This is a genomic window from Burkholderia sp. LAS2, from assembly GCF_018417615.1.
Classification (GTDB): domain Bacteria; phylum Pseudomonadota; class Gammaproteobacteria; order Burkholderiales; family Burkholderiaceae; genus Burkholderia; species Burkholderia sola.
Genome location: NZ_CP071053.1, coordinates 637,776 through 663,786, shown reverse-complemented (window position 1 = coordinate 663,786; position 26,011 = coordinate 637,776). Strand labels below are relative to the sequence as shown.

At 61.6% G+C, this 26,011-nt stretch carries 18 protein-coding genes and 1 riboswitch; of the genes, 8 read left to right on the top strand and 10 right to left on the bottom strand.

Annotated elements, in window-relative coordinates:
• Window positions 1–116: 116 nt before the first annotated feature.
• A complete protein-coding gene (gene glmS / locus JYG37_RS23340; protein WP_213346515.1) occupies window positions 117–1,946 on the top strand; it encodes a glutamine--fructose-6-phosphate transaminase (isomerizing) in 1,830 nt (609 codons plus the stop codon).
• Window positions 1,947–2,157: 211 nt separating this feature from the next.
• Here the strand turns inward: glmS and JYG37_RS23335 are convergent, their stop codons facing one another.
• The 8 genes from JYG37_RS23335 to JYG37_RS23295 form a co-directional block, all read right to left on the bottom strand.
• A complete protein-coding gene (locus JYG37_RS23335; RefSeq protein ID WP_213346513.1) occupies window positions 2,158–2,652 on the bottom strand; it encodes a hypothetical protein in 495 nt (164 codons plus the stop codon).
• A 336-nt stretch (window positions 2,653–2,988) separates the two neighbouring features.
• Window positions 2,989–4,719 carry an Ivy family c-type lysozyme inhibitor gene (locus tag JYG37_RS23330; protein WP_213346512.1) on the bottom strand — a complete coding sequence of 577 codons (1,731 nt, stop codon included), beginning with the start codon at window positions 4,717–4,719 and terminating at the stop codon, window positions 2,989–2,991.
• Between the two features lie 64 nt (window positions 4,720–4,783).
• The gene (locus JYG37_RS23325; RefSeq protein ID WP_185731868.1) at window positions 4,784–5,188 is read right to left on the bottom strand and encodes a hypothetical protein; all 405 of its coding nucleotides are present in this window, start codon (window positions 5,186–5,188) and stop codon (window positions 4,784–4,786) included.
• A gap of 42 nt (window positions 5,189–5,230) precedes the next feature.
• Window positions 5,231–5,334, bottom strand: a riboswitch (SAM-I-IV-variant riboswitch).
• A gap of 249 nt (window positions 5,335–5,583) precedes the next feature.
• A complete protein-coding gene (locus JYG37_RS34855; RefSeq protein WP_249746075.1) occupies window positions 5,584–7,218 on the bottom strand; it encodes a phenylacetate--CoA ligase family protein in 1,635 nt (544 codons plus the stop codon).
• 1,200 nt (window positions 7,219–8,418) lie between these two features.
• Window positions 8,419–9,771 (bottom strand): sensor histidine kinase, encoded by a 1,353-nt coding sequence (locus JYG37_RS23310; RefSeq protein ID WP_050018087.1) that lies wholly within the window; start codon window positions 9,769–9,771, stop codon window positions 8,419–8,421.
• Window positions 9,772–9,821: 50 nt separating this feature from the next.
• Window positions 9,822–10,496 carry a response regulator transcription factor gene (locus tag JYG37_RS23305; protein WP_213346510.1) on the bottom strand — a complete coding sequence of 225 codons (675 nt, stop codon included), beginning with the start codon at window positions 10,494–10,496 and terminating at the stop codon, window positions 9,822–9,824.
• Between the two features lie 8 nt (window positions 10,497–10,504).
• Window positions 10,505–11,320, bottom strand: a complete 816-nt coding sequence (locus JYG37_RS23300) for a MipA/OmpV family protein (RefSeq protein ID WP_204384021.1) — start codon at window positions 11,318–11,320, stop codon at window positions 10,505–10,507.
• Window positions 11,321–11,443: 123 nt separating this feature from the next.
• Window positions 11,444–12,259 carry a hypothetical protein gene (locus JYG37_RS23295; RefSeq protein WP_213346509.1) on the bottom strand — a complete coding sequence of 272 codons (816 nt, stop codon included), beginning with the start codon at window positions 12,257–12,259 and terminating at the stop codon, window positions 11,444–11,446.
• A 635-nt stretch (window positions 12,260–12,894) separates the two neighbouring features.
• Between JYG37_RS23295 and JYG37_RS23290 the strand changes: the two genes are divergently transcribed.
• The 7 genes from JYG37_RS23290 to JYG37_RS23260 all read left to right on the top strand — a co-directional run bounded on the left by JYG37_RS23290 (window position 12,895) and on the right by JYG37_RS23260 (window position 23,191).
• Entirely contained in the window at window positions 12,895–15,657 is a 2,763-nt protein-coding gene (locus tag JYG37_RS23290) for a type VI secretion system Vgr family protein (RefSeq protein WP_213346507.1), read from the top strand.
• A 19-nt stretch (window positions 15,658–15,676) separates the two neighbouring features.
• Complete coding sequence (locus tag JYG37_RS23285) at window positions 15,677–17,989, top strand: T6SS effector phospholipase Tle3 domain-containing protein (protein WP_213346505.1); 2,313 nt, start codon at window positions 15,677–15,679, stop codon at window positions 17,987–17,989.
• Window positions 17,986–19,467: a virulence factor gene (locus JYG37_RS23280; protein WP_249746074.1), complete on the top strand. Its 1,482-nt coding sequence runs from the start codon at window positions 17,986–17,988 to the stop codon at window positions 19,465–19,467. The genes JYG37_RS23285 and JYG37_RS23280 overlap by 4 nt, the downstream gene beginning before the upstream one ends.
• Before the next feature lie 65 nt (window positions 19,468–19,532).
• The gene (locus JYG37_RS23275) at window positions 19,533–20,876 is read left to right on the top strand and encodes a virulence factor (RefSeq protein ID WP_213346503.1); all 1,344 of its coding nucleotides are present in this window, start codon (window positions 19,533–19,535) and stop codon (window positions 20,874–20,876) included.
• Between the two features lie 79 nt (window positions 20,877–20,955).
• Window positions 20,956–21,213 (top strand): PAAR domain-containing protein, encoded by a 258-nt coding sequence (locus JYG37_RS23270; RefSeq protein WP_050017691.1) that lies wholly within the window; start codon window positions 20,956–20,958, stop codon window positions 21,211–21,213.
• An 18-nt stretch (window positions 21,214–21,231) separates the two neighbouring features.
• The gene (locus tag JYG37_RS23265; RefSeq protein ID WP_050017699.1) at window positions 21,232–21,546 is read left to right on the top strand and encodes a TrfB-related DNA-binding protein; all 315 of its coding nucleotides are present in this window, start codon (window positions 21,232–21,234) and stop codon (window positions 21,544–21,546) included.
• A gap of 166 nt (window positions 21,547–21,712) precedes the next feature.
• Window positions 21,713–23,191: an aminotransferase class V-fold PLP-dependent enzyme gene (locus JYG37_RS23260; protein WP_124654139.1), complete on the top strand. Its 1,479-nt coding sequence runs from the start codon at window positions 21,713–21,715 to the stop codon at window positions 23,189–23,191.
• 93 nt (window positions 23,192–23,284) lie between these two features.
• Here the strand turns inward: JYG37_RS23260 and JYG37_RS23255 are convergent, their stop codons facing one another.
• Together JYG37_RS23255 and JYG37_RS23250 are read right to left on the bottom strand one after the other, a co-directional pair.
• On the bottom strand, window positions 23,285–23,677 hold the full coding sequence (locus JYG37_RS23255; protein WP_245170090.1) for a 2-oxoglutarate dehydrogenase: 393 nt from the start codon (window positions 23,675–23,677) through the stop codon (window positions 23,285–23,287).
• Between the two features lie 82 nt (window positions 23,678–23,759).
• A complete protein-coding gene (locus tag JYG37_RS23250) occupies window positions 23,760–25,607 on the bottom strand; it encodes a S10 family serine carboxypeptidase-like protein (RefSeq protein WP_089488979.1) in 1,848 nt (615 codons plus the stop codon).
• Window positions 25,608–26,011: the final 404 nt, after the last annotated feature.

Genomic DNA, 26,011 nt, shown 5'->3' with positions numbered 1-26,011 from the left:
CATGATAGGCGATCATCCACCAATTTCATGTTTTGCAGTTTTTTGAAATTTAATTCCATTTCACTGGCTCTACCATCGCTCTCACTGATCCAGACAGGACATTTACGGAGCGCGATATGTGTGGAATCGTCGGGGCGGTTGCCCAGCGGGACATCCTGCCGAACCTGGTCGACGGCCTGAAACGGCTCGAATACCGCGGCTACGACTCGTGCGGCGTCGTGGTCTACCGCGACCGCGCGCTGGCGCGCGCCCGCAGCGTCGATCGTGTCGCCAACCTGCAGCGCGAGATCGCCGAGTTGGCGTTGTCCGGTTACACGGGAATCGCGCATACGCGCTGGGCCACCCATGGCGCGCCCGTCACGCTCAACGCGCATCCGCACTTCTCGCCGAGCGACGCGAATGCGCGCATCGCGCTGTCGCACAACGGGATCATCGAGAACTGCGATCAACTGCGCGCGGAACTGCAGGCGCACGGCTATGTATTCGCGAGTCAGACCGACAGCGAGGCAATCACGCACCTGATCGACCACCTGTACGACGGCGATCTGTTCGATGCGGTCCGGCGTGCGGTGGCGCGACTGCGCGGCAGCTATGCGATCGCGGTGATGTGCCGCGACGAGCCGCACCGGATTGTCGGCGCGCGCGACGGGATGCCGCTCGTCGTCGGGGTCGGCGAAGGCGAGAATTTTCTGGCGTCCGATGCGATTGCGCTGTCGGGCATCACCGATCGCATTGCCTATCTGGAGAACGGCGACGTCGCCGATATCCAGCTGCATCGCTACTGGATCGTCGATGCGAACGGCCAGCGCGTCGAGCGCGCGGTGCAACGCGTCGCCGCGCATAGCGGCGCGGCCGATCTCGGGTCGTATCGCTACTACATGCAGAAGGAGATCTTCGAACAGCCGCAGGCCGTGGCCGATACGCTGCTCGACGTTTCGTCGATCATGCCCGAGCTGTTCGGCGACGGCGCGTGGCGCGTGTTCAACGACGTCGATTCGGTGCTGCTGCTCGCGTGCGGCGGCAGCTATCACGCGGCGCTGACCGCGAAGTACTGGATCGAGAGCATCGCGAAGCTGCCGGCCAGCGTGGAGATCGCCAGCGAGTTTCGTTATCGCGACAGTGTGCCGAATCCGCGCACGCTGGTGGTTGCGGTGTCGCAGAGCGGTGAAACCGCTGATGTGCTTGGGGCCGTGCACGTCGCGAAACGCAGCGGGATGATGCACACGCTCGCGATCTGCAACGTGGCGACGAGTGCGCTGATGCGCGAATGTGCGCTGCAGTTCGTAACGCGTGCGGGGGTCGAGATTGGGGTGGCTTCGACGAAGGCGTTTACGACACAGCTCGTTGCGCTGTTCCTGTTGACGCTGTCGCTGGCGCAGGTGCGCGGGCGGTTGAGTGACGACGAGGAGAAGAAACACCTGCGCGCGCTGCGGCATCTGCCCGATGCGATGTCGAAAGTGCTCGCGCTGGAACCGCAGATCATGGCGTGGTCGGAGTTGCTCGCGCGACGCGACAACATGCTGTTTCTCGGGCGCGGGATGCATTATCCGATCGCGTTGGAAGGCGCGCTGAAGATGAAGGAGATTTCTTATATTCATGCGGAGGCTTATCCGGCGGGGGAGCTCAAGCATGGGCCGCTGGCGCTCGTCAGCAATGAAATGCCGGTGATCGCGGTTGCGCCGAATGACATGCTGCTTGAAAAGCTCAGGTCGAACATGCATGAGGTCAGTGCGCGGAATGGGCGGCTGTTCGTGTTCGCGGATGTGGACTGTGGGTTGGTGCCGAGTGAAGGGATCGAGGTGATTCGGCTCAACGAGTACTACGGGCCGTTGTCGCCGATCCTGCATACGGTGCCGATGCAACTGCTCGCGTATCACGCTGCGCTGGCAAGGGGGACGGATATTGATAAGCCGAGGAATCTGGCTAAGTCGGTGACGGTGGAGTGAGGGGGGCTTCGCGCTCTTATTGTGTGCTCAGGTGCATTAATTTCGATTACAAAGCCTCGATTCAGTTTCGGCTAGTGTCAGATCAGGTCGGCGGAGCGTTACATCGCAGCAGAGCGCGCATCGCACGCGTTAGAGGGGAAATGGCCGGGAGTTGCCCGGCCAGACTGCGATGACTTTTTAACGTTGTGAAGATCAACCGACTCCCGTCGCATCACTCGGTGCAGAACGCACCATTTTCGAGGAATGGTCGGAGTAATTTTCGATCGACATACTGGACGGGTTGGATGCTCGTCGATTCTTCACTCAAGGCTCCCGCATCCGAAAGTTCGATGCGGCACTCGTTTCGGTATCCTTTTATCATGGCGGTATAGTGATGACCGCTCTCCGGCGTAAAGGTCAGAATGCGAGTGCATGCTTCCGAGAAGTAATCCCGAGCGCGCAAGAGTGAGATCGACAGTGGTTGTCCCGCGACAACTGTTCGAGTTACATCGCCATTGTTAGGTATCGCCGGTAGGCGATTTCGGTCCGTGCAATTGGATGCATTTCCGAATATGCTAGGCAAAACCAAAAAATAATCGTTTTTCGCGAAGGTTAGTAAGGCGGTATCGCCGCCTGTTGGCTCCGCATACTGTGGAGCGACGGCAATGGCGCATCCGGCAAGCGCCGAGGTCAGTGCCGATGCAATAAGTGGGTAGCGCGATTTCAATTTGTTATCCTGTTATCCATATGCCTTGCCTCGATGGCATATCGTTAACGACAATAAAGATCGAAACTTGAGGGCCGTGTCGGAAATAGAGGCAGACTGCCGTCACCACCGATTGAGTGACGCCCCAATCCCCACCAGAAAAGGAACGAGGCTCGGGAATCGGCTGCGATCGCTTTGATTGTGAGGTAGCGTTCGACTTTATCGATCGAATGGTCGATTGCAAAGCGGAACTGGAAACTGAATGACCGAACTACGCGGTGGTGAATGGCTCTTTGTGGCCGAACTGAGTCAGACGATCTGACGCTATCTGTTTGCTCTAGTCCAGCCATAGACAAATTACGGACCGACAACACCTGTTGCCGCGATTTCGCCTAACGCATTCTTTTGGTCAGCGTACCATCGTACGAGACATTCTCTGTCATGGCATTTCCTCTCCCGATAGTTCCATTGCCCGCGCGTTCTTTCGCGAAAAGCAGCTTGGTCCGTTACAGCAGCTTTGGCTTTCGTGTAGATGTCAGCCAACTCGACATCAGCAGCAGCCAGCGCAGCGTCATTGCAAATCAGATGCTCGGCGTCCGAACGAGACTTCGAGCAGTCGAAGCTTGTCGGATAGGTCGCGGACAGAGCTGCGGTCGTTTGAGCGCCTTGCCCCGACCCCGAGCTTGCCGAAAACGGGTATTCATCAATCTGCTGTTGCTTCCAACCGGCCAACGGCGTCCCCTCGATAGACACATTCGCGGCTCCGTACGTCGTGAAAACGGGAGTATTGTCCGACGTTTCCATCATCATAAGCACGCCTTTACCGGTGCTCTCGTTGATGGCAAACACGGCTTTCTCAGAGCTGCACTGATGAGCTTTGCACCCCTCTCCAACGAGGAACCCGTCTTTCAGTTCAATTCCAGATTGACTTCCCACCATAAGACGGTCTGATATTTTTTTCCAGCTTGCACGAGATACGCTTCCGAACGCAGCCTTGAAGCGGTGATCGTTCACAACTTCATACGACGGCTTTCCGATCATCCAGGCGAATTTGCTAGCTGCCGGACTTCCGCTGGCCATCGACGCTTGAGAAACGGCGCCGTCGCTAGTAGCTTGAGCCGAAGATGCCGTGGTGTTCGTCCCAGCTGCCTCCGGCTTCAACAGGTGCATTGCCAAAGCGGCGATCATAGCGACAAGTACAGTGATACCGAATCCAATGACTTTCGGCTTTACGGTATCGCGAGTTGACCGCAGCGCCGGGCGCGGAGTGATTTCAGCTACCAATAGCGATTCGAAGTGTTGGTCTCGTTCTTCGATAAGCGCCAGGGCAGCATCCCGCTCTCGAAAGTAACTCAAGGCCTTGCCACTACCATAGAGAAGCGCAATTGCGATAACAACAAAGCCTGCAACGATGTTCACGACTGGGATGAGGAAAGCGCCGAACAGACCGGCAATGAGCGATCCGGTCAACGACGGCGTTGCCGGATAGCTTCGCACTGCCGCCAGCAACGCAGATGCAGCGTCACTTAGATCTTTCAGGTTCCCGTGATGCTCGGCGCATTTCTTTTCAATCTCGTACACCGCACGCATCGCCTTCTCTTTCTCTGCAAGCGAGATTGAGCCGATGTCAACTGCAAGTCGGATTGCGTTCGTCGTTGTCTCGAACTCGGGGGAAATTGATTCGAGGAAGCCCTGGTGGTCTTCCAGAGTCACCGCCTCGCTCAAGTCTTCAGTGTCGACGTACACGCCGTGCGAGAAGAAGTAATCGACCAAGGCAGTAGTCGTGCGTGTTTTGACCATCACGACGAAGTCCCGCGTCGCTTGCTCCCGCTTTGATAGGCGTTCAAAGCCATTGGTGCCAAAATTTCGGCTTCCAGCAACAACAGAACTGACCGGTTTCGACGTTCGCTTGGCGCTCTTCAGCGAATGCGTATGGAGAATCCCCGTACCAGGGATGCTTGTAGTGATACGGCCCCGTGTGTTGTAAGTGAAGCCTTTTCCGCCGATTGATGTGCTGACGCCGCTCTTGCTGAAATTAATGCGGATGCCCGGTGCGACCTTGATGCTTTTTCGAAAGCCCCAGCCCATTTTTCTTCTGCTCCACGAGCTCCAGCGGTGCCACGCTAAGTCGCATCAGCACTGTGGAATTTGGTCATAGTTTGTATTCTGTTTGGTCGATAGTACAAGATAAATCCGTCGCTCGGCTATAAGACTCCGACGCATGTCCGGCCGCCGCCGAACCACCCCGAACGAAATGATGCTCGACCCTGGTCCGGAGCACACCATCCAGCGCAGCCAGCCGCTCTCGCAGCCGAACCGCTTGCCCTTCCGTCATTTCACCGAGCACGATTTTTTGTTCGAGAACGTCGCCACAGCGGGTGATGGCCCACCGATCGACGGTCGCCGTTTCACCTTCGAGCACAGCAGCCGCGGTCGAGACAATACCCGGATTCCGTCTCGAAACGAGATGAACCGTGTGCGTCAACGTAAAACCGGGAAGAAAATGCGACCAGTCTTCACAGACGGTCGGGCGGGAAGCGGAGGAAACTTGGCTCATGGTTGCTCCGGATGAATGGTTATCGAACCGGTGCCAGCCATGCTGCTCCCGTTTCGTTGCCGTCGATCGGCCGCATCGCCTCAAGGGCGTCCACCTTGCCCGGGAGGGCAGGTTGGCGTCGGAAAACCCGACTCTGGATGCTTGAATTTTCACGTTCGACATTCCGAACGTTGATTCATTATATCGAAAATCCGGCCGCTGACAAGCTGTCCGGTGAAAGCCACATTTCAGTGGGAAGGCTCCACCGATCCGGCCCTCATACGAGAGGGGGAGTCCGGCGACGTCCAAGTCCGAGGACAATCAGTAGAGGCCGCCGGACCGGGATGAGCGATAAGGGAATACGCCGGATGACCCGGCGTGAAGCGACGCTGCCCAAACGCATCCCCCTCCCGCCCTCACGCGATGTACTTGTTCTTGATCCGAATATCGCGCCCCTGAAAGGGCCCCGTATCGTGATCGTGCACATGCACGATCACTTGCGTCGGATCGAACAGCCTCGATACCTCACGAAAATCCTGGTTCACGCGCTTCATACCCTCGAACATCTCGGCATGCAGTACTGCGTCGTCAAGCGGCATCGGCGCACTGGTCGACGCACGCTCGATATGAATGTGCAGGAAGCCCGTCAGGTTCGCATCCTCGGTGGTGGCGAGCTGGAACGTGCTGATTGCATCGTGCAGCGTCGGGGAAGCGGACAGAACCTGCTCGATATCGGACGGGAAAACCTTCGCACCGTAGAACGGTACGCTCGAATCGTTGCGGCCGTAGACAAACAGGAACGGGAAGTGGCTGGTCCGCGATGCGAAGTCCGTCAGGCGTATGCCATGTGCCGACAGGCGCCTGTTCAGTTCGCGGAATCGATACGTCCCGCCCGAATCGCGAATGTTGTAGCGGATCTTCGGCGCCGCACCGGACTGACGGCCGATGGTCACCAGCAGTTCACCGTCGGTATTCGTTTCGATCACGTAGTCGAGCGCGTTGTACTGGAAGAGCATCGGCGGCGTATCGCGACCGAACAGTTCACGACACAATTCGGGGCGGCTCAGCAACGTGCGCCGCAAACCGATCGTCGTCGGAGTCTCGACGCCGATGTTGATCTCGAGATCCGACGCGCCATACGACGAAATGACCGTGCTCGCCTTGCGCAGCAAATGATCGCGCAACGCTTCCGACAAGCCCTCGCCGCCGACGATGAAATCGATGTGATAAGGCGACAGGTCGAGATCGCATTCGTCGACTACCGAGCGGATAAACGGCGGATAGCCGAATATCAGGTACTGATATTTCGGCCCGAACAGCTTCAGCGTGTTGATCAGCTTGGCCTTGTCCGGTCCGATCGACTTCATGATCCCGACGTCGACGAGCGACATCGACACGTTCATGCCCGTTGCCCACGGCCCGAGCGCAAAACAGTTCAGCAGCATCTTGCCGGAATCGCGAAACACCAACTGATAGTTCAGTTGCAGGATGCGCTTGACGTCGCTGCGTTCGGCCGCGCTGCGCACCCAGTTGTTCGGCTGGCCGGTGGACCCCGACGATTCGTCGATGACGACGCCCGACTTCGGAATGGCCCCGCCATAGCAGCGCTGTTCGATCGAGTAGCGCTTGATGTAGTTCTCCTTGGTCATCGCGGGCAGGTCCGATAGCCGCCATCTTCCGCCAGCCTTGTAACCCTCGGCCTTCAGGAACTCGACGTAGGCCGGGCACGTCGTGCTCGCTTTGAGGAAGGCTACGCGAGCGCGCAAGCGGCCAACATAGGCCAGATAAGGTTGAAACACCGGTGCGTTGAGGAACACGTAAAGACGTCCATCGACACTGATCACCCGGCGAAGAAACCACAGCGTCCAAAGAATGGTTTCGAGAAACAGACGGTGGAGCGTATTCATGCAGATCTCGGAGAATGGGACGAAACCGTCGCGTCGACAAGGATGTCGGCGAGCGCCCTGCGCTGGCTTTGCGGCGGTGTACGCGAGTAGCCGACCTTGAAGACGAGCCATGCCCCGTCGACACCGGTGTGCGCACTGAACCATGCGGCGGCGCCGGGGTTCGTGACCAGGTTGCCGTACGGATGCAGGTACAGCCCGAGGCTCGTCAGGGCAAGCCAGAAGCGCAGCAGGAAACGGCCCGACTCGATCGCATTCTCCGGGTTGAAGAAATCGCCGCTCAGCACGCCGATCGCGGGTACGTGGCCCAGTTGCGCGCGATACCGGTGCCTGAAGTAAAAACGCGTCGGCTTGAACGTCAGGATTTTCGACAGATGCGCGGAAAGCCAGAACTCCGCGCGCGACAGGTTCATGCAGCGCCAGTCGAGACCGTCGCGATGCAGCGCCGTCGAGCGTTCGGTGAAGCGAAACCACCCGGTGATTTCATCGTGGTAATCCGCGACGTTCATGTCGTGGAACACGGCATCGATGTTCGCGGCGATGATCGGCTCGACCCGTTCGGCCCCCGATACATGGGTATAGCGATGCCCCCATTCGTCGGCCAGCGCTGCCAGTTGCGTGACGGCCGCGTCCGGTACCGGTGTCGGGTCCATCGAAATGCGCGACGTGCGGCGCGCCATCATCAGCGCCGACAGGTCCTCGCTCGGCGCCCCGGGGTTGGCGACGAGCCGCAACGCAGCGAACGGAATCAATTCCGGCAGGGTCGGCTGGGACATGACGGCCGCCAGTTCCCGTACCGGGCGATGCAACTGCCATTCGACACGCAAACCGTGTGGTGCCGCGAGCAGATCGATCGCTTCGATGAACATGCCCATCGCGGACAACAGGAATGACCCGGTCGTGTCTTCCTTCGGTAACGTACGCGTGCCATCGACGAACAGTTCGGCGCATTCGTCCGAAATCAGTTGCACGCGCCATGGTTGAACGTTGTGCGGCGACGGTGCATGCCGGGCAACGGACAGAATCGCGTGCCAGACAGAAAAGGCTTCAGTGGAAATCCCCGGCATCTCTCGTGGCTTCCTTGTTGTTGTTCGGCAAATTGCCGCTGCGGCGCGAGAATCCGGTCCCTCTCAAGACCGGGCGAAGTTGTGCGCATCTTACACGAGGGCCGGAATCAGTTCACGTGCGCCTGCGGCCGACCTTGACGCTGCCGGCCATCCCGACGATAGGCGGCCGGTGCCTTTCCTAGCAGTCGATGAAAATCGCGAATGAGATGCGCCTGATCGAAATACCCGCACGCATGCGCCCCTGTCGCGCTTGCGCTGCCAGCCAAGACAACCGCCCCGACTAAAACCAAACACTAAACCGCGTCCCCGTCATCAGCACATCGACCGTCAACTTCCATTGATGAGCCTCCGCAATCTCCCTGCAGATTGCCAGCCCGAGCCCCGCACCGTCATATCGCGAATCCGGCGCCCGCCAGTATCGGTCGAAAAGCAGCGGCAGATGTTCCCGCCGAATACCCGGCCCCTCATCTTCAATATGAATCGCCGTCTCGAGAACGGTCAGCACGACGACACCGCCCGACGGCGACGCATTGATCGCATTCTCGATAAGGTTCTTGAGCAGGACGAAAAGCGCCCCGCCGTCCGCGCGTATCGGCGCCGCGGAATCGCGCGCTTCGATATGAAGCGTCACCTGCTTCGCATCGGCCTTGCCGGCCAGCAGGCTCACGACGTCCCGCGCGACGTCGACGCCGCTCACATCACCGAAACTGAAGTTCTGCGCTTCGCTGACTTCAGCCAGATGCAGGAGTTGCTTGACCTGCCGGGCCATCAAATCGATCTCGCGAAGCAAAAGCGCCTTATGGCTGATGTCGGGCTGCAGCTCGATCTGCCCTCTGACCAGCGTGAGCGGCGTCTGCAACTCGTGCGCGGCGTCGGCCAGAAACTGCTGCTGCACCGCGAAGCCATTCTCGAGCCGGGTCAGCGCGTCGTTGAACGCATCGATCAGCGGCTTGATCTCGCTGGGAATCCCGGCCGACGACAGCCGCGTCTTCAGGTTGCGCGGCTCGATTTCCCGCGCGGCACGCGATACCTCCCGCAACGGCTTCAGCACGTGACCGATCGTCAACGGCAGCGTCAGTCCGAAAATGACGGTCGCGATGACGAGCACATACGCGACGGTCCTCGGTATCGGATCGATCCGCGTCCTGACGAGCGCATCGACGAGTTGCCTGCTGTGCGCCACCTGCACGTAATAGACGACGCTCCCGTTCAACGCGCGCTGCGTCGCGACCGCGTACGCCTTGCCGTCGATCGTGGCGGGCAGCACCTTGCCTGCCACCGTCGCGAGGTTCTCCGTCAGCCACGGTCGATCGTCGCTCGAAGGCACCGACGCCAGCAACACCTTCCCCGTCGCATCGAGCACGCGATACTTCACGTCGGCCGGCAAGAGCCGGAACATCACCGCCGGATGCTCGCCCAATCGCACGGATGCCGGGCGCCCGGCCGCATCGAAATGCATTCCGTCCACGATATGACGGATGCTCTCCATCTGCTGGCGCCTTCCCAAGAACTCCGGATATCGATCCAGAAAATAGATGGAAAGCACGGACAGCAGCGCCAGGCTGATGGCGAACGCGGCGACGTTGGTCACCCACAGACGCGTCGACAGGCGCAGGATCCAATGACGGAACATGGCGTTTTTTTACCAGGGAGCAGCAACGGGTGACACGCGGCGAAGCATCGTCACGCGTCCCGCAGCGCGAAGCCGGCGCCGCGGATATTGGTGAGCCGCGTCGTTGTGCCGATCGCCGTCAGTTTCTTGCGCAAGCGGTGCACGGTCACCTCGAGCGCGTTCGGCGTGACCGCCTCCGCGAGCCCCCACGCGGCATGCTCGAGTACCGCATGCCGGACGGTCCGGCCCGCGGCTTCGATCAGGCAGAGCATGACCTGCAGCTCGGCCGGCGCCAGCAGCACCGTCCGGTCGCCGCCGCGCAGCGCGCGCTGCGGCGGGTCCACGGTCACATCCGCGAACGATGCGACGAGGGTCGTGAGCAGCGCCGGACGCCGCATCAGCGTGCGTACGCGGGCGACGAGTTCGGTCATTTCGAACGGCTTGGTCACATAGTCGTCGGCGCCGCTTTCGAGTCCGTCGATGCGGTCATGCAACGCGTCGCGTGCCGTCAGCATCAGGCAAGGCATCATGCGGCCCGCCGCGCGCAGCGTCCGCAGGAACGTCAGGCCGTCTCCGTCGGGCAATCCGCGGTCGACGATCAGCAGCGCGTAATCGGCCCGGTCGATACCGTAAGCGGCTTCCCGGGTATTGCCGAACCGGTCGGATTCGATGCCCGCCGCGGCCAAGGCCTGAGACAACAGGCCGGCCAGGCGTTCGTGATCCTCGACTATCGCCACTCTTGGCATGCTCGCACTCACTTGAACCGATACATGTAGCCGATCCGGGCCTGGGGAACGAACCGCCTGCCGACGAGCGGACTGTCGGTGATGCCGTCGCCGAGACGCGACACGCCGACGTCCACAAACATCGTCTGCTGCTTCGTCAACCGATAGTCGAAACGGGTGCCGGCCGACACGTTCACGGCCGAACCCGCGCTGTAGGCGGGGCGCCACGCACGCGCCTCGGATGGTCGCACGCCGTAATAGTAGTCGACGTATTTGTTGCTCAGCCATTCCGCGCCGACATGCGGCGTGATCGAGAACGCGCCGAGCTCGAACGCCTTCTCGAAGCCGATTTTCGCGCGCTCGCCCTTGTTTCCGCCGAGCAGGAAGCTACCCGACAACGTGCCGAAGCCGGTGCTCCATGACAGTGCGGGCCCATACCACAACGCGCCCTTGCGCTTTTCCATGCCGTTCAGGATCGGGGCATCCGAGCCGCTGTATCCATCGAACAGCGAAAACTGGCCACGCAGCGCGACATTGACGCCGCTCCAGTTGCCGATTTTCAGATCGACCGTGGTGCCGATGGCCTGCACCCATTTGTTGTCGAAGTAGACCAGCGGAAAAGGCAATACGCGGGTGCCGTCGCCCCTGTAGGCCGACGGCTCGATGCCGACGCCCGCGCCCAATCCCCAATGCGTGACGTTGGTCGCGTTGTTGAGGATGGTCAGCCCTGTATTGTCGGGATCGGGCGGGCTCCTGCCGTCGTCCGCCCACGCGGAAGCAGATGAAAGTGCGAATGAAGCGGCAATCAGCCATAACGGGCGGGCGCGGCGAGAGGCAATTTTCACAATCGTTTCCTGGTGTCGAGGGTCGAAACCGGGGCTACTGTAGGACCAGTCGACTTACCGCTCACTTACCAGGAAAAATATCGTCCAAGGCCTCTCCGCGCGCCTGCACGACCCGCCCGCCCCCTACTTCGACAACCGCAGCTTCTTCGACACCACGACGCCGCTCGACGGACTCACCAGCGAGATATCACGAAGATCCATGTGCACCGTGGAGATCCGCGTCGAAATGTCCGTCGGCTCCTCGATACTCGGGTCGGCATGTTCGGTTTGTTCGGTCAGGTAAGGCCGAACCAGGCGTCCGGAAAAAACCAGCGCGAAGTCGCCATGCGTTTGCGCGTACTCGGCGGGCGAAAGGTGCATGCGGCTCCGAACCGTGGTCTTTTTGCCTTGTCCGGCGTCGAGCTCGATGATGTCGACGTGCTGGACGTACCCTTTCGCCTTCGCTTCCGGAGCAATCACGAGCCCGCGCCCGCGCGGCCCCTTCGTCACCTTGCTGAGCAGGATGCCGTCCCGGCCGTCGCGCTCCGCATCGAACAGGTCGACATCCAGCGTCAGCAACTGCCGCCGCGACCGGTATCTCAGCCCGTACCGCACCGGCACCACGAAGGTCACGTCACGGTCCAGACCGACGGCCGCCAGGTCGGGATTCGTCGGGCCGTGCCGGCCGGCGGCACCGGCGACCGCGCCGCGAACCCGGTCGCGCAACGAAGGTGAGAGCGTGCTGACGTGCACCTTCTGCAACGCCTCCCGGATGGCAACCGGATCGTCGCCGACAATCGGTCGTGCCGGGGACGTGTCGTGATCGACAGCCGACGCGACGTGCGTCGGGGCGTCGCCGGCCGCCCCCTCTGCATGCGCCGCGACGGGCGCCAGCATCGTCGTCACGGCGACGATGCACGCGAAGCGCGAACAACCCAATTTGAATTTCCGGTGAAACACGACGAACTCCCGATTGCTTGCGGATCGATCAACGACGAGCACTATAGGGCGGAACGATCGGCAACGCACCCGCCGCTTGAAATTCGCCGATGCCGGCACGCCTCGCCATAGGCTCCTTGTCGGCCCGGCGGCACGTCAACGGCCAACACAACACTACCGTGTTGCCTTGGCGACAACAACCGACGGAAAGCGAGCAGCGGCGCCCATCGAATTCGATCGGCGGGGTGCACATCGCGCGCCAGCGCGCAAGCCCGCTCGCACCGGTTTCAATGGCGTGACGTACCGCTACTCATTTTGAGTCGGGACAACTCTGAATTTTCAAATTCCAATTCAATCATGTCCGAGCCAAAAAAGCCCCACACCAACGATATGCGAAGACGAGGCATGACAAATACCAATTCAGAATATTCGATTCGACACATTCTCATTTAAATAAAAAAGTTCATTCTAATCAAACGATCATTAACCACTGTTTCAAAATGAATTTTTCAACATCTCAAAATAAAAATATCGATTAAAGCTAGAAATAGCTTGCTATTCTTCGCACCGAAATCCCAATTGCCGTTGCATTACCACCCTGAGAGGCGGATTCGAACCCATCCGAATCCGAAACAAAAAATAACGAGATTGTCGTTATGTCGATCGCAGCAACTTTTAGAAACTTTGCGTCGGGTCTGATCGATCTGAACAAGCGTCCAGTCTCCCTGCATTTCGGGCAGGCGCAACGCGCGGTCGGCCATCTGCTGGCGCTCCATCACGCCGATATCCGCGAGGGACTGATGTCGGGCATCGAAGGGCAACTGACCTGCGTGTCGACCTACGATCATCTGCCGCCTGCGCTGTTTCTCGGTTTGCCCGTATCGGTCCGGCTGACGACCGATCGGGGCAACATCCAGGCGATCAACGCGATCGTGCGCGAAGTGCGAGCCGGTCAATCCGACGGCGAACTGACCGTCTATCAGCTGCATGTGTGCGACGCCCTTTCACTGATGGACCGTCGTACGAACGCCCGCCTGTTCCGCTCGCGCAGCGTGCCGGACATTCTGGCGACGCTGATGAACGAGTGGAAACAGCGTAGCCCCGCACTCGCGCGAGCGTTCGATTTCGACCTGTCGGCATTGCGGGCCGATCGGTATCCGGCACGCGAGCTGACGCGGCAAGTCAACGAATCCGACGCACGCTTCATCCGGCGTCTGCTGCGCCGGGAAGGCATCACGGTCTTTGCAAAGGCCGCGCCGGTCGACGGAAGACGCGGCGTGGCCGATGAGCGCCCGATTCACACGCTCGTGTTCTGCGACGATCCGCATCGTCTGCCGGACGCGCCGGCCGGTATCGTACGCCTTCACCCGCGCGACGCCGGCGTCGAGCAACGTGACACCGTCACCCTCTTTGCGTACGACCAGAGCCTGTCGCCCGGCAAGGTCCGCCGCCCGTCGTGGGATTACAAGACCGCTCGCATGGACGACTTCGAGGCCGTCACCGGCCTCGACCAGGGCGAGTCGGGGAACGATCTTGCGCGCCTGCTGACCGACGTCGCGATCGACATCCCGCACGTCGGCGACTCGTGGAACGATCACGCGCGCATCGCGCACGACCGGATGCTGGCCCACCAGTTCGCGGCCGCGCGCTTCGAAGGCATCGGCACCGTACGCGACATGCTGGTGGGGCACGGGTTCACGCTGGCCGGCGACCCCGAGCTGGATATGAAGTCGATCGATCGCCGTCGGTTCGTCGTCACGTCGATTCGACACGCCATCTGGAACAACCTGCCGAAAGACCTGTCGGGCCGCACAAGCGGACTATTCGCGGCAAGCCGCAACCTGACGCCGACCGCCCCGCCGCCCGATGCATCGGGATCAACGGACACGCGCTACGAGAACAGTTTCACGTGCGTGCAGCGCGGTGTGCCGCTGAAGCCCGCCTACGATCCGGCGATCGACGTGCCGCCGGTTCACCTGCTGACCGGCACGATCGTCGGCACGCAGGGCGAAGAGGTGTTTTGCGACAAGGCCGGCCGCGTGCGGGTGCAGATTCACGGGCTGGATCCGGCGGACCATGCGCACGCGCAAGGCGCCGGCACGAACGGCCTGGCCGGCGACAGCGCGCCGATTCGCGTCGCGGCGAGTCTCGCGGGCGAGTATTTCGGCGCGCTGTTCCTGCCGCGCGTCGGCATGGAGGTCCTGCTGGGGAGCCTGTCGGGCGATCCGGACCGTCTGGTGATCATCGGCGTGTTGAGCAACGGCGCGAACCCACCCGCGACTTTCAGCCATACCGGCGGGCTGCCGGGCAATCGCTACGTGTCCGGGATCAAGACGCGGGAAATCAAGGGCCGCCGGCACAACCAGCTTCGCCTGGACGATACGCCGTCGCAAATCTCCGCGCAGTTGGCAAGCGAACATGCGCATACCCAGTTGAATCTCGGCTACCTGACGCAGCCGCGCGTGGACGGACACGGGGACGATCGAGGCGAAGGCGCGGAGCTGCGCACCGACGCCGCTGCGGCCTTGCGCGCCGCCCAAGGCATGCTGCTGACGACCTATGCGCGGTCGCACGCAACCGGCGGTCAACTCGATCGTGATGAGCTGATCCATTTGCTCGATCAATGCACGGCGCTGTTCAAGTCGCTCGGCGATCACGCCGGCCAGCATGGCGGGCAATCCGCCGACACGGCCGGCCAGGACAACATCGCCAACGCATTCCGTCACTGGAAACCCGGCGGGTCGGAATCCGGCGCCACCGGCGATGCCTCCGCGTTCATGGCGTTCGGTGCGCAAGCGGGATCGCTGAACGTCACGCCGAAAACGCACGTCATGTATGCGGGCGAGAACATCGATCAGATCGCGCAGCAACACATGCAAATCACGAGCGGCGAGCGAATCAATCTGCATGCCGGGCATGGCGTCGCGATGTTCGCGCACGGCGACGGCATATCGGCGATTGCGAACCACGGGAAAGTGGCCCTGCAATCGCAGCACGACGACACGCAAATCGAGTCCGGCAAAAACATCCAGTTGACCGCGGCCGACGGCAGGCTGGCCGGCACGGCGAGCGACGAAGTCGTATTCGTCACGGCGGGCGGCGCGTATCTCAAGCTGCATGGTGGCGATATCGAACTGGGATGCCCCGGCAAGTTCACCGTGAAATCCGATGGGCATGCGTGGGACGGCCCCGCCAGCATGAGCGTCGACCTGCCGACATTCGATCAAAGTCCGCTCGGCCGCGTCCCGAAGCTGATTCGGCCAACGGACGGTAACGCGGCGCCGGGATTCGAAGGACAGATTCGAAAGGCATCGGGAACGCTGTCGAGTTTGACGACCGACACGGCCGGGGAACTGCCGGCGGTCGATACCGACCGGTTCGAGAGGCTGGCGGTGCAGTTCGCCAAGAAGAATGTTTAACGCAAGCGCAGGAGTCCGGATGATTGATTCATCTCTCGATCCTCGGCCGGAAGAGGACGCACGCACCGACGAGCACGCCTCGCGGGCCGATGTGCCCGACGCGGCTGCGTCGCGCCCGGAGCCACCTCAGATCGTCGTCGGTCGGAGCGACGGAGTCTCGATGTGGACGAAAGACACCCGGCTGATCTGTATCAAGCAAATGCCGTTGCCTGGTGTCGTCATCTTCGTCCATGGCGTGAACTCCGAAGGCGAATGGTTTGAAGCCGCCGAGCAAGGGCTGTGCGATGGCCTGAATCGCCGGCTTGGGCGGCTGGACGATCAATTGATGTATCACGGCATCGACGCCGGGCAATTGGTGCCGGCGAAGTACACGGAAAGCGTGACGCCGGACGGGTTTCTGAATCCGAAGCTTTGGTCCGGCAATTACATCAAATCTGACCCGTCCTTCTCTCCCGTCATTCATTTCCGATGGGGCTATCGGGCAACCGCCGCAGAGCTGAAAGAGTACGGCGACAAGATTTTCCTGAACGAGAAGGACTATTGGGGCGGCGGCCCGTTCACGAACGGTTGCGCGAGTCTGCCCGATCTCTGGCACGGCGGCCTCGACGACCGCGCGGCCGGGTGGTTGACCGTCCAGGGGATCAACCCGACCAACCGGCCGCTGTATCGCGCGCCGCCCCGCGCATATGGCGTGCTCGCGGCGTTGCGCCTCGCGAGGCTGATCGAGTCGATTCGCCGCATGCAGGCCGACGTGCCGATTACCGTCGTATGCCATAGCCAGGGCAACATCGTGGGCCTGACGGCGGCGTTCTTCGGCGATGCACTGCCCGATGTCGAAGATCCGTGGGGACGTAGCGGGCATTGCGTGGCGGATGCCTACGTACTGGCTAATGCGCCGTACAGTCTTGCGCGCGCAGATGGCCCAAATCCATCCGATACGTTCATGGATACCTGGTCGCAACGCGCGACCAGGGACGGCAGCGGTCGTCGCGGACGGCAGACCTACGCCGCGCGCACGAAAACATTCGGCAAGTTTCTGTCGATCATCGGCACTCGTAAGGCATACGAACTTTCCACCGACAAGATCGATGAAGACATGGCCAACGAACGGGTATCGCCGACCAGCAAGCGGTCTTATTCGGCGCAAGAGGATCGGATTCGCCACGGCCTGAACGGATCGACGTATGGTCGCGTCACCGCGTATTGCTGTCCGCACGATCAGGTGATTTCGGCGGTCACGGTTCAAGGCATCGGCTGGCGCGGCATCGACGAGAACGAACTGAACGATATCAGCGTCCCCGGCGTGCTGACGCAGCGCGTCTTTGCCTCCGGCTTCAAGGTTGGCGTGCAGAAACGCTATCGGTATCGGGAGGATGACTGGCGGCATGGCAAAGAGGGAACGACGTCGGGATTCTGGTATCCGCCTTCGCCGCCGGCCAAGTTCAATCTCATCGGTGCACTCAAGGGAAACGAGTCCGTGTTCGGGGTGGCGGCCACGCTTGCATCCGCGCCGATCATGTTTTTCGTGACCCAGATCAGCTCGGCATTGAATATGTTCCGCGTGAACGCCAATCCGCCGAAGGGCTGGAGCGTGGTGGCGGACGCTCCGGCACTCGACGAACCGTTCCCGCCGAAGGCGTTGCGGTTCGGCAAGCCCATCGAAACGAAGGACGGCAATGCGACAAGCGACTTCAACGAAGGCAACGATCCGCCGGCCGCATGGCGCGACGCAAGCAAGACAGACGCCGACAAGCGCGCTGATGATCCCTACGATCAGTACAAGGCGAAGAACAATGACAGCGTCGCGCAAGGTACGGCAGAGAGCGAAGCCGGACAGCGTTATGAGGATCGCGCGTTGATGCGGATGGAAGCGCGGCGCACGCTGAATACGGAATGGCTCGATGGGGATGGCCACGTGATCGGTGAGGACGGCAAGAGCGAAATGCCGGAGGGCTACAAGGAATGGCGCGACAAGCAGATTGTCGATTGGCTCGATCGTGGTTCGACCAACAGCCCGACGAATCACTCCACGACGATGACCAATCCGAAGCATGCCAGAAAGGCGCTTGCGTACGATGTGGCGATCGGGGTTTGCTATCTGACGCCCGAGCAGCTCTACGACCTGCGAATTGAGGCGGATTGGCGGATGTGCGGCGGGATTCCAGATGACCATCCGAACAAGAAATATGGAGAGTACTTTGCCAGTGGTGCAATTGACGACCTACCGATACATGAGTGGGTACATGCTGAGAGCAGTGAAGGCAAGATGCCGGACGCGATCACGAATGAACGAGAAGATCAGTTCTATCTGAAGGTCGGGGGAGCGATATGAAGGCGCTGATCGCCGAATGGCCGCGACGTGTTGCCGTTGCGGTGGCGGCATGGATGATCGCAGCCCTACTCATGGCCTCCCTGATGGCGCACGTAGAACAACCGGACCCCGCACAATTGGAAATAGGAGATTGGATGAAACGATTTGTCGTCGTACCCGGCCTAGTGGCGCTCGTGGTGTTTCTGTTCACCACGGCCATGGTGCATTCCGCACATTCCGCCCCTATCCCGCAGCCAGTAGGAAATGCAACTCCGACCACCGAAGAATCGGTGAAGCCGGTTGTGGCACAGGTTGTCGGGTTGATCTGGCTGAATCCGTTGCAACGCATGGACTACCCGACCGAATGGCAACTGCTGTGGACGCAAGGGCTTGCCTCGCCGAACAAGAATGACGACATGGTGCGCACAGAGCCGAAGTCTTTCACTACGTTGCAATCGGTAGCCGGAATCGCTTATGGGAATCGCGGCACGGAGACATTCAAGGGCTTCTACCACAAGTACATGGAAAAATTTCCCGGCCTATTGAGTAGTCGTTACGCGATGAACGCCAAGTATTTCTACACAGTAAAACCGGATGACAAGAAGGATTGGCGCGAACTTTCCGGGATTCGCATCGAGGGTGCAGTTCCTGAGCGCCTTGATCCGGCTATCGCGCGCGAATACCTGGCAGAGCCGATCCGAAAAACCTTCTTTATCGGCAACCCACATTTCCCGACGATGTGGAGCCGCAGCGCGCTTCCCGACGTACAAATCACGCGAGGCGGCGCGAACGCCGGATTCACTTCATTGAACAACGCGTTGGACTACTTGCAGGCGAATCCCGACAAGAGCGTCTGGGTAGTGAACTGGGACGCGCCCAACTTCCCGCCCACGGACGCACAGATCAACGAGAACCTTGTCGTGCTGTTCCTCGCCGGCCCAACCTTCAACACCGAGCGCGAACCGCTCGCCTGGATCGGCAAAGCCGCAACCGGCAACACGCATGATTTTCCGCAGAAGGTCGGCACAACACGCGCCGTGCAGGCGTGGAAGGCGACCCTCGAGCAAGCGGCGCGCAATGCCGGCATCGCGGCAACCGGCGTCAACTACATCGTTCACGACGCAGGTAAAGGCAGCGACGCATCGTCGGCGCGCCTTGCCACCCTCGCGCAGACGTTGACCGAAACCCTCCCCGAATACGACCACCGCAAACAGACATTCAACACGGCCGCCCTACTTGGCGACATGGGAACCGGCAGCGCACTGACAGATGTCGCGCTCGCCATCGGCCGGATCAACCACTTCGGCGGCAACGCACTCGTCGCCGGCACGACCGATCCCGAGCATCCCGTCGCGGTCGTTGTCCGGCCACCGTCGAAGCTCACGCCGATCGATCCCGACAAGGACTGGTTCCGCGCACGCGGCGGCAACAATGCCTACCTGCCGTGGTGGGGCCGTCGACACGATACGAATTACGGCATGCAAGGCTATTCATGGTGATGCACACCGGTACGGCAGCGCGTTAAATGTGAACGTAGATGTTGTATAGAGCAGCAGGAGGTGGGGTGAAACGATTTGTAGTTGTCCCTAGTTTGGTGGCACTTGTGGCGTTTCTGTTCTCGACGGCCATGATGCGCTCGGCGCATTCCGCACCTGCCGCTGAACCAATAGCGAACGCAGCTCCCTCCGTCGAAGAGCCGGCGAAGCCATTCTTTGCCCAGGTCGTCGGACTCATTTGGTTGAATCCGTTGCAACGCATGGACTACCCGACCGAATGGCAACTGCTGTGGACGCAAGGACTCGCGTCTCCGAACAAGAACGACGACATGGTGCGAACCGATCCGAAGTCCTTTACAACGCTTCAATCGATTGGCGCGCTGGTATATGGTAACGAAGGCGCAGAAACATTCAGAGGTTTTTATCGCAAGTACATGACCAAGTTCCCGCTGCTGCTTCACTCGCGCTACGCGAGCAACGCGAAATACTTCTACACGGTCAAACCTGACGATAAAAAGAACTGGCGTGAGTTGGCTGGCATCCGTGTCGAGCTTGCGATTCCGGAACGACTCGACGCGGCCGAATCGCAAAGCTACTTGCAGGACTCGATTCGAAGGACGTTTTCGATCGGGAATCGGTATTTTCCAACGATGTGGAGCCGCAACACGCTCCCCGACGTACAAATCACGCAAGGCGACGCGAACGCCGGATTCACTTCATTGAGCAACGCGTTGGACTATTTGCAGGCGAATCCCGACAAGAGCGTCTGGGTAGTGAACTGGGACGCACCTAACTTCCCGCCCACGGATGCACAGATCAACGAGAACCTTGTCACGCTCTTCCTCGCCGGTCCGACCTTCAACACCGAGCGCGAACCGCTCGCGTGGATCGGCAAGGCCGCAACCGGCAACACGGTCGATTTTCCGAGGAAGGCCGGTACGACCCGCGCCGTGCAGGCGTGGAAGGCGACCCTCGAGCAAGCGGCGCGCAATGCCGGCATCGCGGCAACCGGCGTCAACTACATCGTTCACGACGCAGGTAAAGGCAGCGACGCATCGTCGGCGCGCCTTGCCACCCTCGCGCAGACGTTGACCGAAACCCTCCCCGAATACGACCACCGCAAACAGACATTCAACACGGCCGCCCTACTTGGCGACATGGGAACCGGCAGCGCACTGACAGATGTCGCGCTCGCCATCGGCCGGATCAACCACTTCGGCGGCAACGCACTCGTCGCCGGCACGACCGATCCCGAGCATCCCGTCGCGGTCGTTGTCCGGCCACCGTCGAAGCTCACGCCGATCGATCCCGACAAGGACTGGTTCCGCGCACGCGGCGGCAACAATGCCTACCTGCCGTGGTGGGGCCGCCGACACGACACAAATTACGGCATGCAGGGCTATTCATGGTGACGCACACCGGCGCGGCAAATCGCTTCGTCCGAACGTGATCCCCGCGTCAGACCTCAAACCATTTGGAGGACGGAATCCCATGCGGGGAATTATCCGGGTAGAAGATACGCACACCCACGGCGGCCGGGTCGAATCCGGCGCCCGAAAAAGCACGGTGATGGGGCGCGCGGTCGCTCGTATCGGCGACGCGTGCTCGTGTCCGATTCATGGCGCCTGCACGATTGCCGAAGGCGACCCGGCCTTCGACATCGAAGGCGGGGCCGCCGCGTTCGACGGCCACAAGACTTCGTGCGGCGCGGAATTGATCTCGTCGCTTCAACATTCGGGGCGGGTCTGAATGCCGACGCCCCGACGCATGACCGACGAACAGTTTCGGCTGTTGCGGATGCAGGATACGCGGATCAAGCCGCTGAACCAGTGGGCCTTGCACGAGATTTTCGTGAAGGGCCGATCACAACGGGCGCTGGCCGCCGAACTCGGCATGACGCACTCCGCGATGTCGCAACTTGTGCGAAAAGCCTGGCGACGCTATCTCGATCTGCCATGCAACGCCGCCCGCCTCACGACGCTCACGGTCACGATTCCGTCGAGGTACGAGCAGGCGCTGCTGGCATGGGTACGGGATGCGCACCGGTTATCGACCCAACCCGGCCTCGATGGGGCGACGTAATCGCGACGATTCCGGCCAGCGAACCCGTGGAGAAACAAATTCCCCCACTTCCCATAAAAAGACAAATTAATTCCACTTACAGCTGAATCCTCAGCCAACTTTGGATCCTTTTTCCCTTCTGTCCCCCGTATCATTTCCGTCACTACGCAATCAGCAAGAGACGGACATGAGCGACACCCCCCCGCTGCACTACCTCGACTACGCAGCCACGACCCCCGCCGATCCCCGCGTGATCGAAGCGATGACGGCCTGCCTCGGCTTCGACGGCATCTTCGGCAACCCCGCATCCAGCTCGCACGTCGCCGGCCGGCTCGCGAAAGACAAGGTCGAGCACGCCCGTGCACAGGTCGCCGCACTCATCGGCGCGGATGCTGACGAAATCGTCTGGACGTCCGGCGCCACCGAATCGAACAACCTCGCGCTGAAGGGCTATGCGGAAAACGCGACCGGCAAGCGTCACCTGATCACGAGCCGCCTCGAGCACAAGGCCATTCTCGACACGATGGCGAACCTGTCGAAGCACGGCATGCAGGTCACTTTCCTGACGCCCGACGCGCACGGCGAAATCACCGCCGACGCAGTCGCGGCCGCGATCGGCCCCGACACCGGGCTCGTGTCGCTGATGCTCGTGAACAACGAGATCGGCACGCTGACCGACATCGGCGCGATCGCTCGCATCGTGCACGCGGCCGGCGCGCTGCTCCACGTCGACGCCGCGCAGGCGCTCGGCAAGACGGCGATCGACGTGCGCGCGCTCGGCATCGACATGATGTCGATGTCCGCCCACAAGGTGTACGGCCCGAAGGGCATCGGCGCGCTGTTCGTCCGCCGCGAGATCGCGAGCCGGATCGCCCCGCAAATCCACGGCGGCGGCCACGAGCGCGGGTTGCGTTCGGGCACGCTCGCCACGCATCAGATCGTCGGCATGGGCGTCGCATGCGAACTCGCCGCCGACAAACTCGACGGCGAAGCCGCACGGATCGCGGCGCTCGGCGCGCGGCTCACCGACGCGCTGTTCGCGCTCGGCGACGTCACGCAGAACGCAGCCGCGGCCCGCCGCATCCCGCACACGCTGAGCCTGACGGTACATGCGCAGGGCTTTTTCCCGTTCATGCTCGGCGAAGCGCTTGCCGTGTCGTCCACCTCCGCCTGCAATTCGACCAGCGGCGCGCCGTCCCACGTGCTGACCGCGATCGGTCTCGATGCGGAAACGGCCGGCCGCACCGTGCGCATCAGTTTCGGGCGTTTCACGACGGAACAGGAGGTCGACTTCGCGGTCGCCTGTTTCGCGCGGGCGATCGAGCAATGTCGGTCGGCGGCGGCGACCGGCTTCACCGCGTCGCGGCAGATCACGCCGGCCGACCTGAAGGCGATCCGCAATGCCGGTTTCCGTGCGGTGATCTGCAACCGGCCGGACGGCGAAGGCGCGGATCAGCCGGCGTTCGAGGAGATCGCCGCTGCCGCGCGCGAACTGGGCATGGACGCGCGCTACCTGCCGGTCGAACGCGACCGCATCGGCGACGCGGAAGTCGACGCGTTCGGCGCGCTGGTCGACACGCTGCCGAAGCCGGTGCTCGCGTATTGCCGCAGCGGCAGCCGCTCCGGCATGCTGTGGAATCGGCTGTCCGAACGACGCACGGCGTAAACCGCCCGCCACTACACCCGCCCCCCCTGCGTTCAGGCACGAAGCCGGCCCGCGCGATGGAAAACCGCGCCGGCCGCCACCCTGCCTGCTACATCACTCGTCCTGCTGTTCCTGCTGCGCCTGCACCTGCCGCTGCCGGATGAACTGCCGCACATCGCTCATCGTCACGCGACCGGTGTGCTTCGCGTCGATCTCGTCGAAGTGCTTCGACACGAAACCGAGCCCGCTGCTCTGCGCCTGCGCCTTCGTCACGGCCGCGCCGTTGCTCAGCACGGTATTGGCGCCGAGCCGCGCGTCGACGCGCTGCTGCGCCTGCTGCTGCAACGTCGCGCCGGTCGACGGCAACACCGGCGCCGCCCGCGTGGCCGGAAAGAACGGACCGTCGACACCGCGCCCGCCGTGCGGCAGCTTCACCGGCGCCACCGCCTGCGGCGGCAACGCGTAGGCAGTGCTCATCACGGCGCCGAGCACGATCAACGGAGACATACGCCGCATCAATTGGATTAGGGACATGATCGCTCGCATTCAATGGATGAATAGAAGGTTCCTTTGATAAGGACTCCGTCGCTCAAGGGGCGGCCGCCAGCGTGGTCGCCGTCGTCGCACCCGGCGCGCTGCCGGTCGGTACGCTCGGCGGGTTTTCATCCGGCCACGGCGGCGGCAGCATGTGCAGCGTCAGCGCCGTCGGAATCCGCGCGCCCTTGTAGAACGTCTGCAAATCCCGCTTCATCAGCGGACGGGCGACGTCGTCCAGATAGATCATGTGACCGCCCTGGAAGAAATTCACCTGCAGCTTCGGATGCAGGCCCTTCACCGTCTGCAGCCGCGCGAGCTGCTTCTCGGTGTTGAAGAACGGCGTCGCGAGATCGTGGTAGCCGTTCTCCGCGAGCACGCGAAGCTTCGGGTTGAGCTGCAGCGCACCGAGCAGATCGGGGATCGTGTCCGGCATCGGCTGGCCGTCGTGCGAGAAGTCCCAGACGCCGATGATGTCGTCGTTCAGCGGCAGGTACGTCGCGTTCGGGGCCGTATAGCCGAGGTAGTCCGGCATCTGCGTCGCGAGCGCGTTCGTGAACGGCTGCGAGATCAGGATGTCGGACGGATCGCCGTCGTTCTGCAGCCGCGGGTCGGAATTCGGCAGCGACACGCGCCCGTCATACCGGCCGATCGTCGTGCCGGGCACGAGGCTCGTGCCGAACGGATTCGCGTTGAAGTAGTCGCGCAGCGCCTGCTGCGTGAGACTCGACGGGATCGACCACAGCCTCAGCGTCGCATCGCTCGGGAACACCGGCGTGCCGAGCGCATCCGGAATGCCGAGCTGGCTCAATACCCACGACTGCGAGTACTTCTGCAACTGGCTGTAGATCAGCGTCGTGAACAGTTCCGTCTGGAGTGCGTACAGATCCTGGTTCACCGGCGCCGGCGACACCTGGTTGAAGTACGCGGCGACCGCCGCATAGCCGGGCAGATAGCCGGCCACCGTATCGGTATCGAGCAGCAGCCCTTCGGTCGACTGCGTGATCGCCACCGCTTCCACTGCATCCGCGAAGTAGTTCAGGATCGCCGACTGCAGCACGATCCCCGTCAGGTGCACGCCGGCCGATTCGAGCGCGAGCGCGAGCATGTCGGTACGCGGCGTGCCGTACGATTCTCCGTACAGGTAGATCGGCGACGTGCCGCGGCCGTTGACGTTCAGGTAGCGCTGAATGAAGTCGCGCATGATGTTCACGTCCACGTCGGAACCCCAGTACTTCTGGTTGGTGTTCGGCAACACGGCTTCCGACAGCCCGGTGCCGGGCGGGTCGATGAACACGAGGTCGGTGGTGTCGATCAGGCTCTCCGCATTGTCGACGAGCGGATAGTTCGGCCAGTTGTTGCCGAACAGCGGGTCGGGCGTGGCCACGCGGGTCGGCGCGAACGAGCCGAGCCGCAGCCAGATCGACGACGAACCAGGCCCGCCGTTGTAGACGAACGTGACCGGGCGCGGCTTGCCGTTCGTGCTGGGCGCGGTGTACGCGACATACGACATCGACGCTTCCGCATTGCCGTTAGCGTCCTGCGCGGTCAGGTGGCCGGTGGTCGTCGTGTAGTCGATCGTCTTGCCGCCGCCGGTCCACTGGTAATGCATGACGGCCGCCTTCTCGGACACCTGCGACGGCGCGAGGCCGTCGGTCGCGTTCATCGAGTACGCGACCGGGTCGACGTACGGCTGGTTGGCGGCCGGCGCCTGCGTACCGGCCGCCTGCGCGCTGGCCTGCCGGCTCGCGGTGGCCTGCGCGAGGCTCGACGCGCCGACGGACGACGAATCGTCGCCGCCGCACGCCGCGAGCGCCAGTGTCATGAAGGTCAATGCGCCTAGCCCGGCCAGCCGGCCGCGACGAACACGGCGGCTGCCGGTACTGCTCCTGTCTGGTTTCATCTCTTTCCTTTGGCTTCGGATACCGCGTCACAAAGGCCGCCAACGCCTGCGACACGCGCAGGCCGACCCGCCACTCGCGTTGCACGGTCGGCAGTCGGCGATTGGGGATGGGACTTCTCAGAGACTGAACTTGATACAGACACAGAAAACTGCTGGCGAGAATGGTGCTCGGACGCGCCCCCTGCAGTTTGGCCAACTTTTATATGACTAAAATTTACGACACCACAAAAATAGGCGGTGCCGCGCCGCGTTGTCAAAGATCATTCGGATATTAAAATTCCCGCAATGATGCGAAGGGCGGACAGTGTCTGGAATTTGAAAGAAAACGGAATTATTCGTGCAAGGTACGCGTTATCGGCATTGCCGCGTCGAGTATTTTGCCTTTCTCGCGCAAAGCAGCAGCC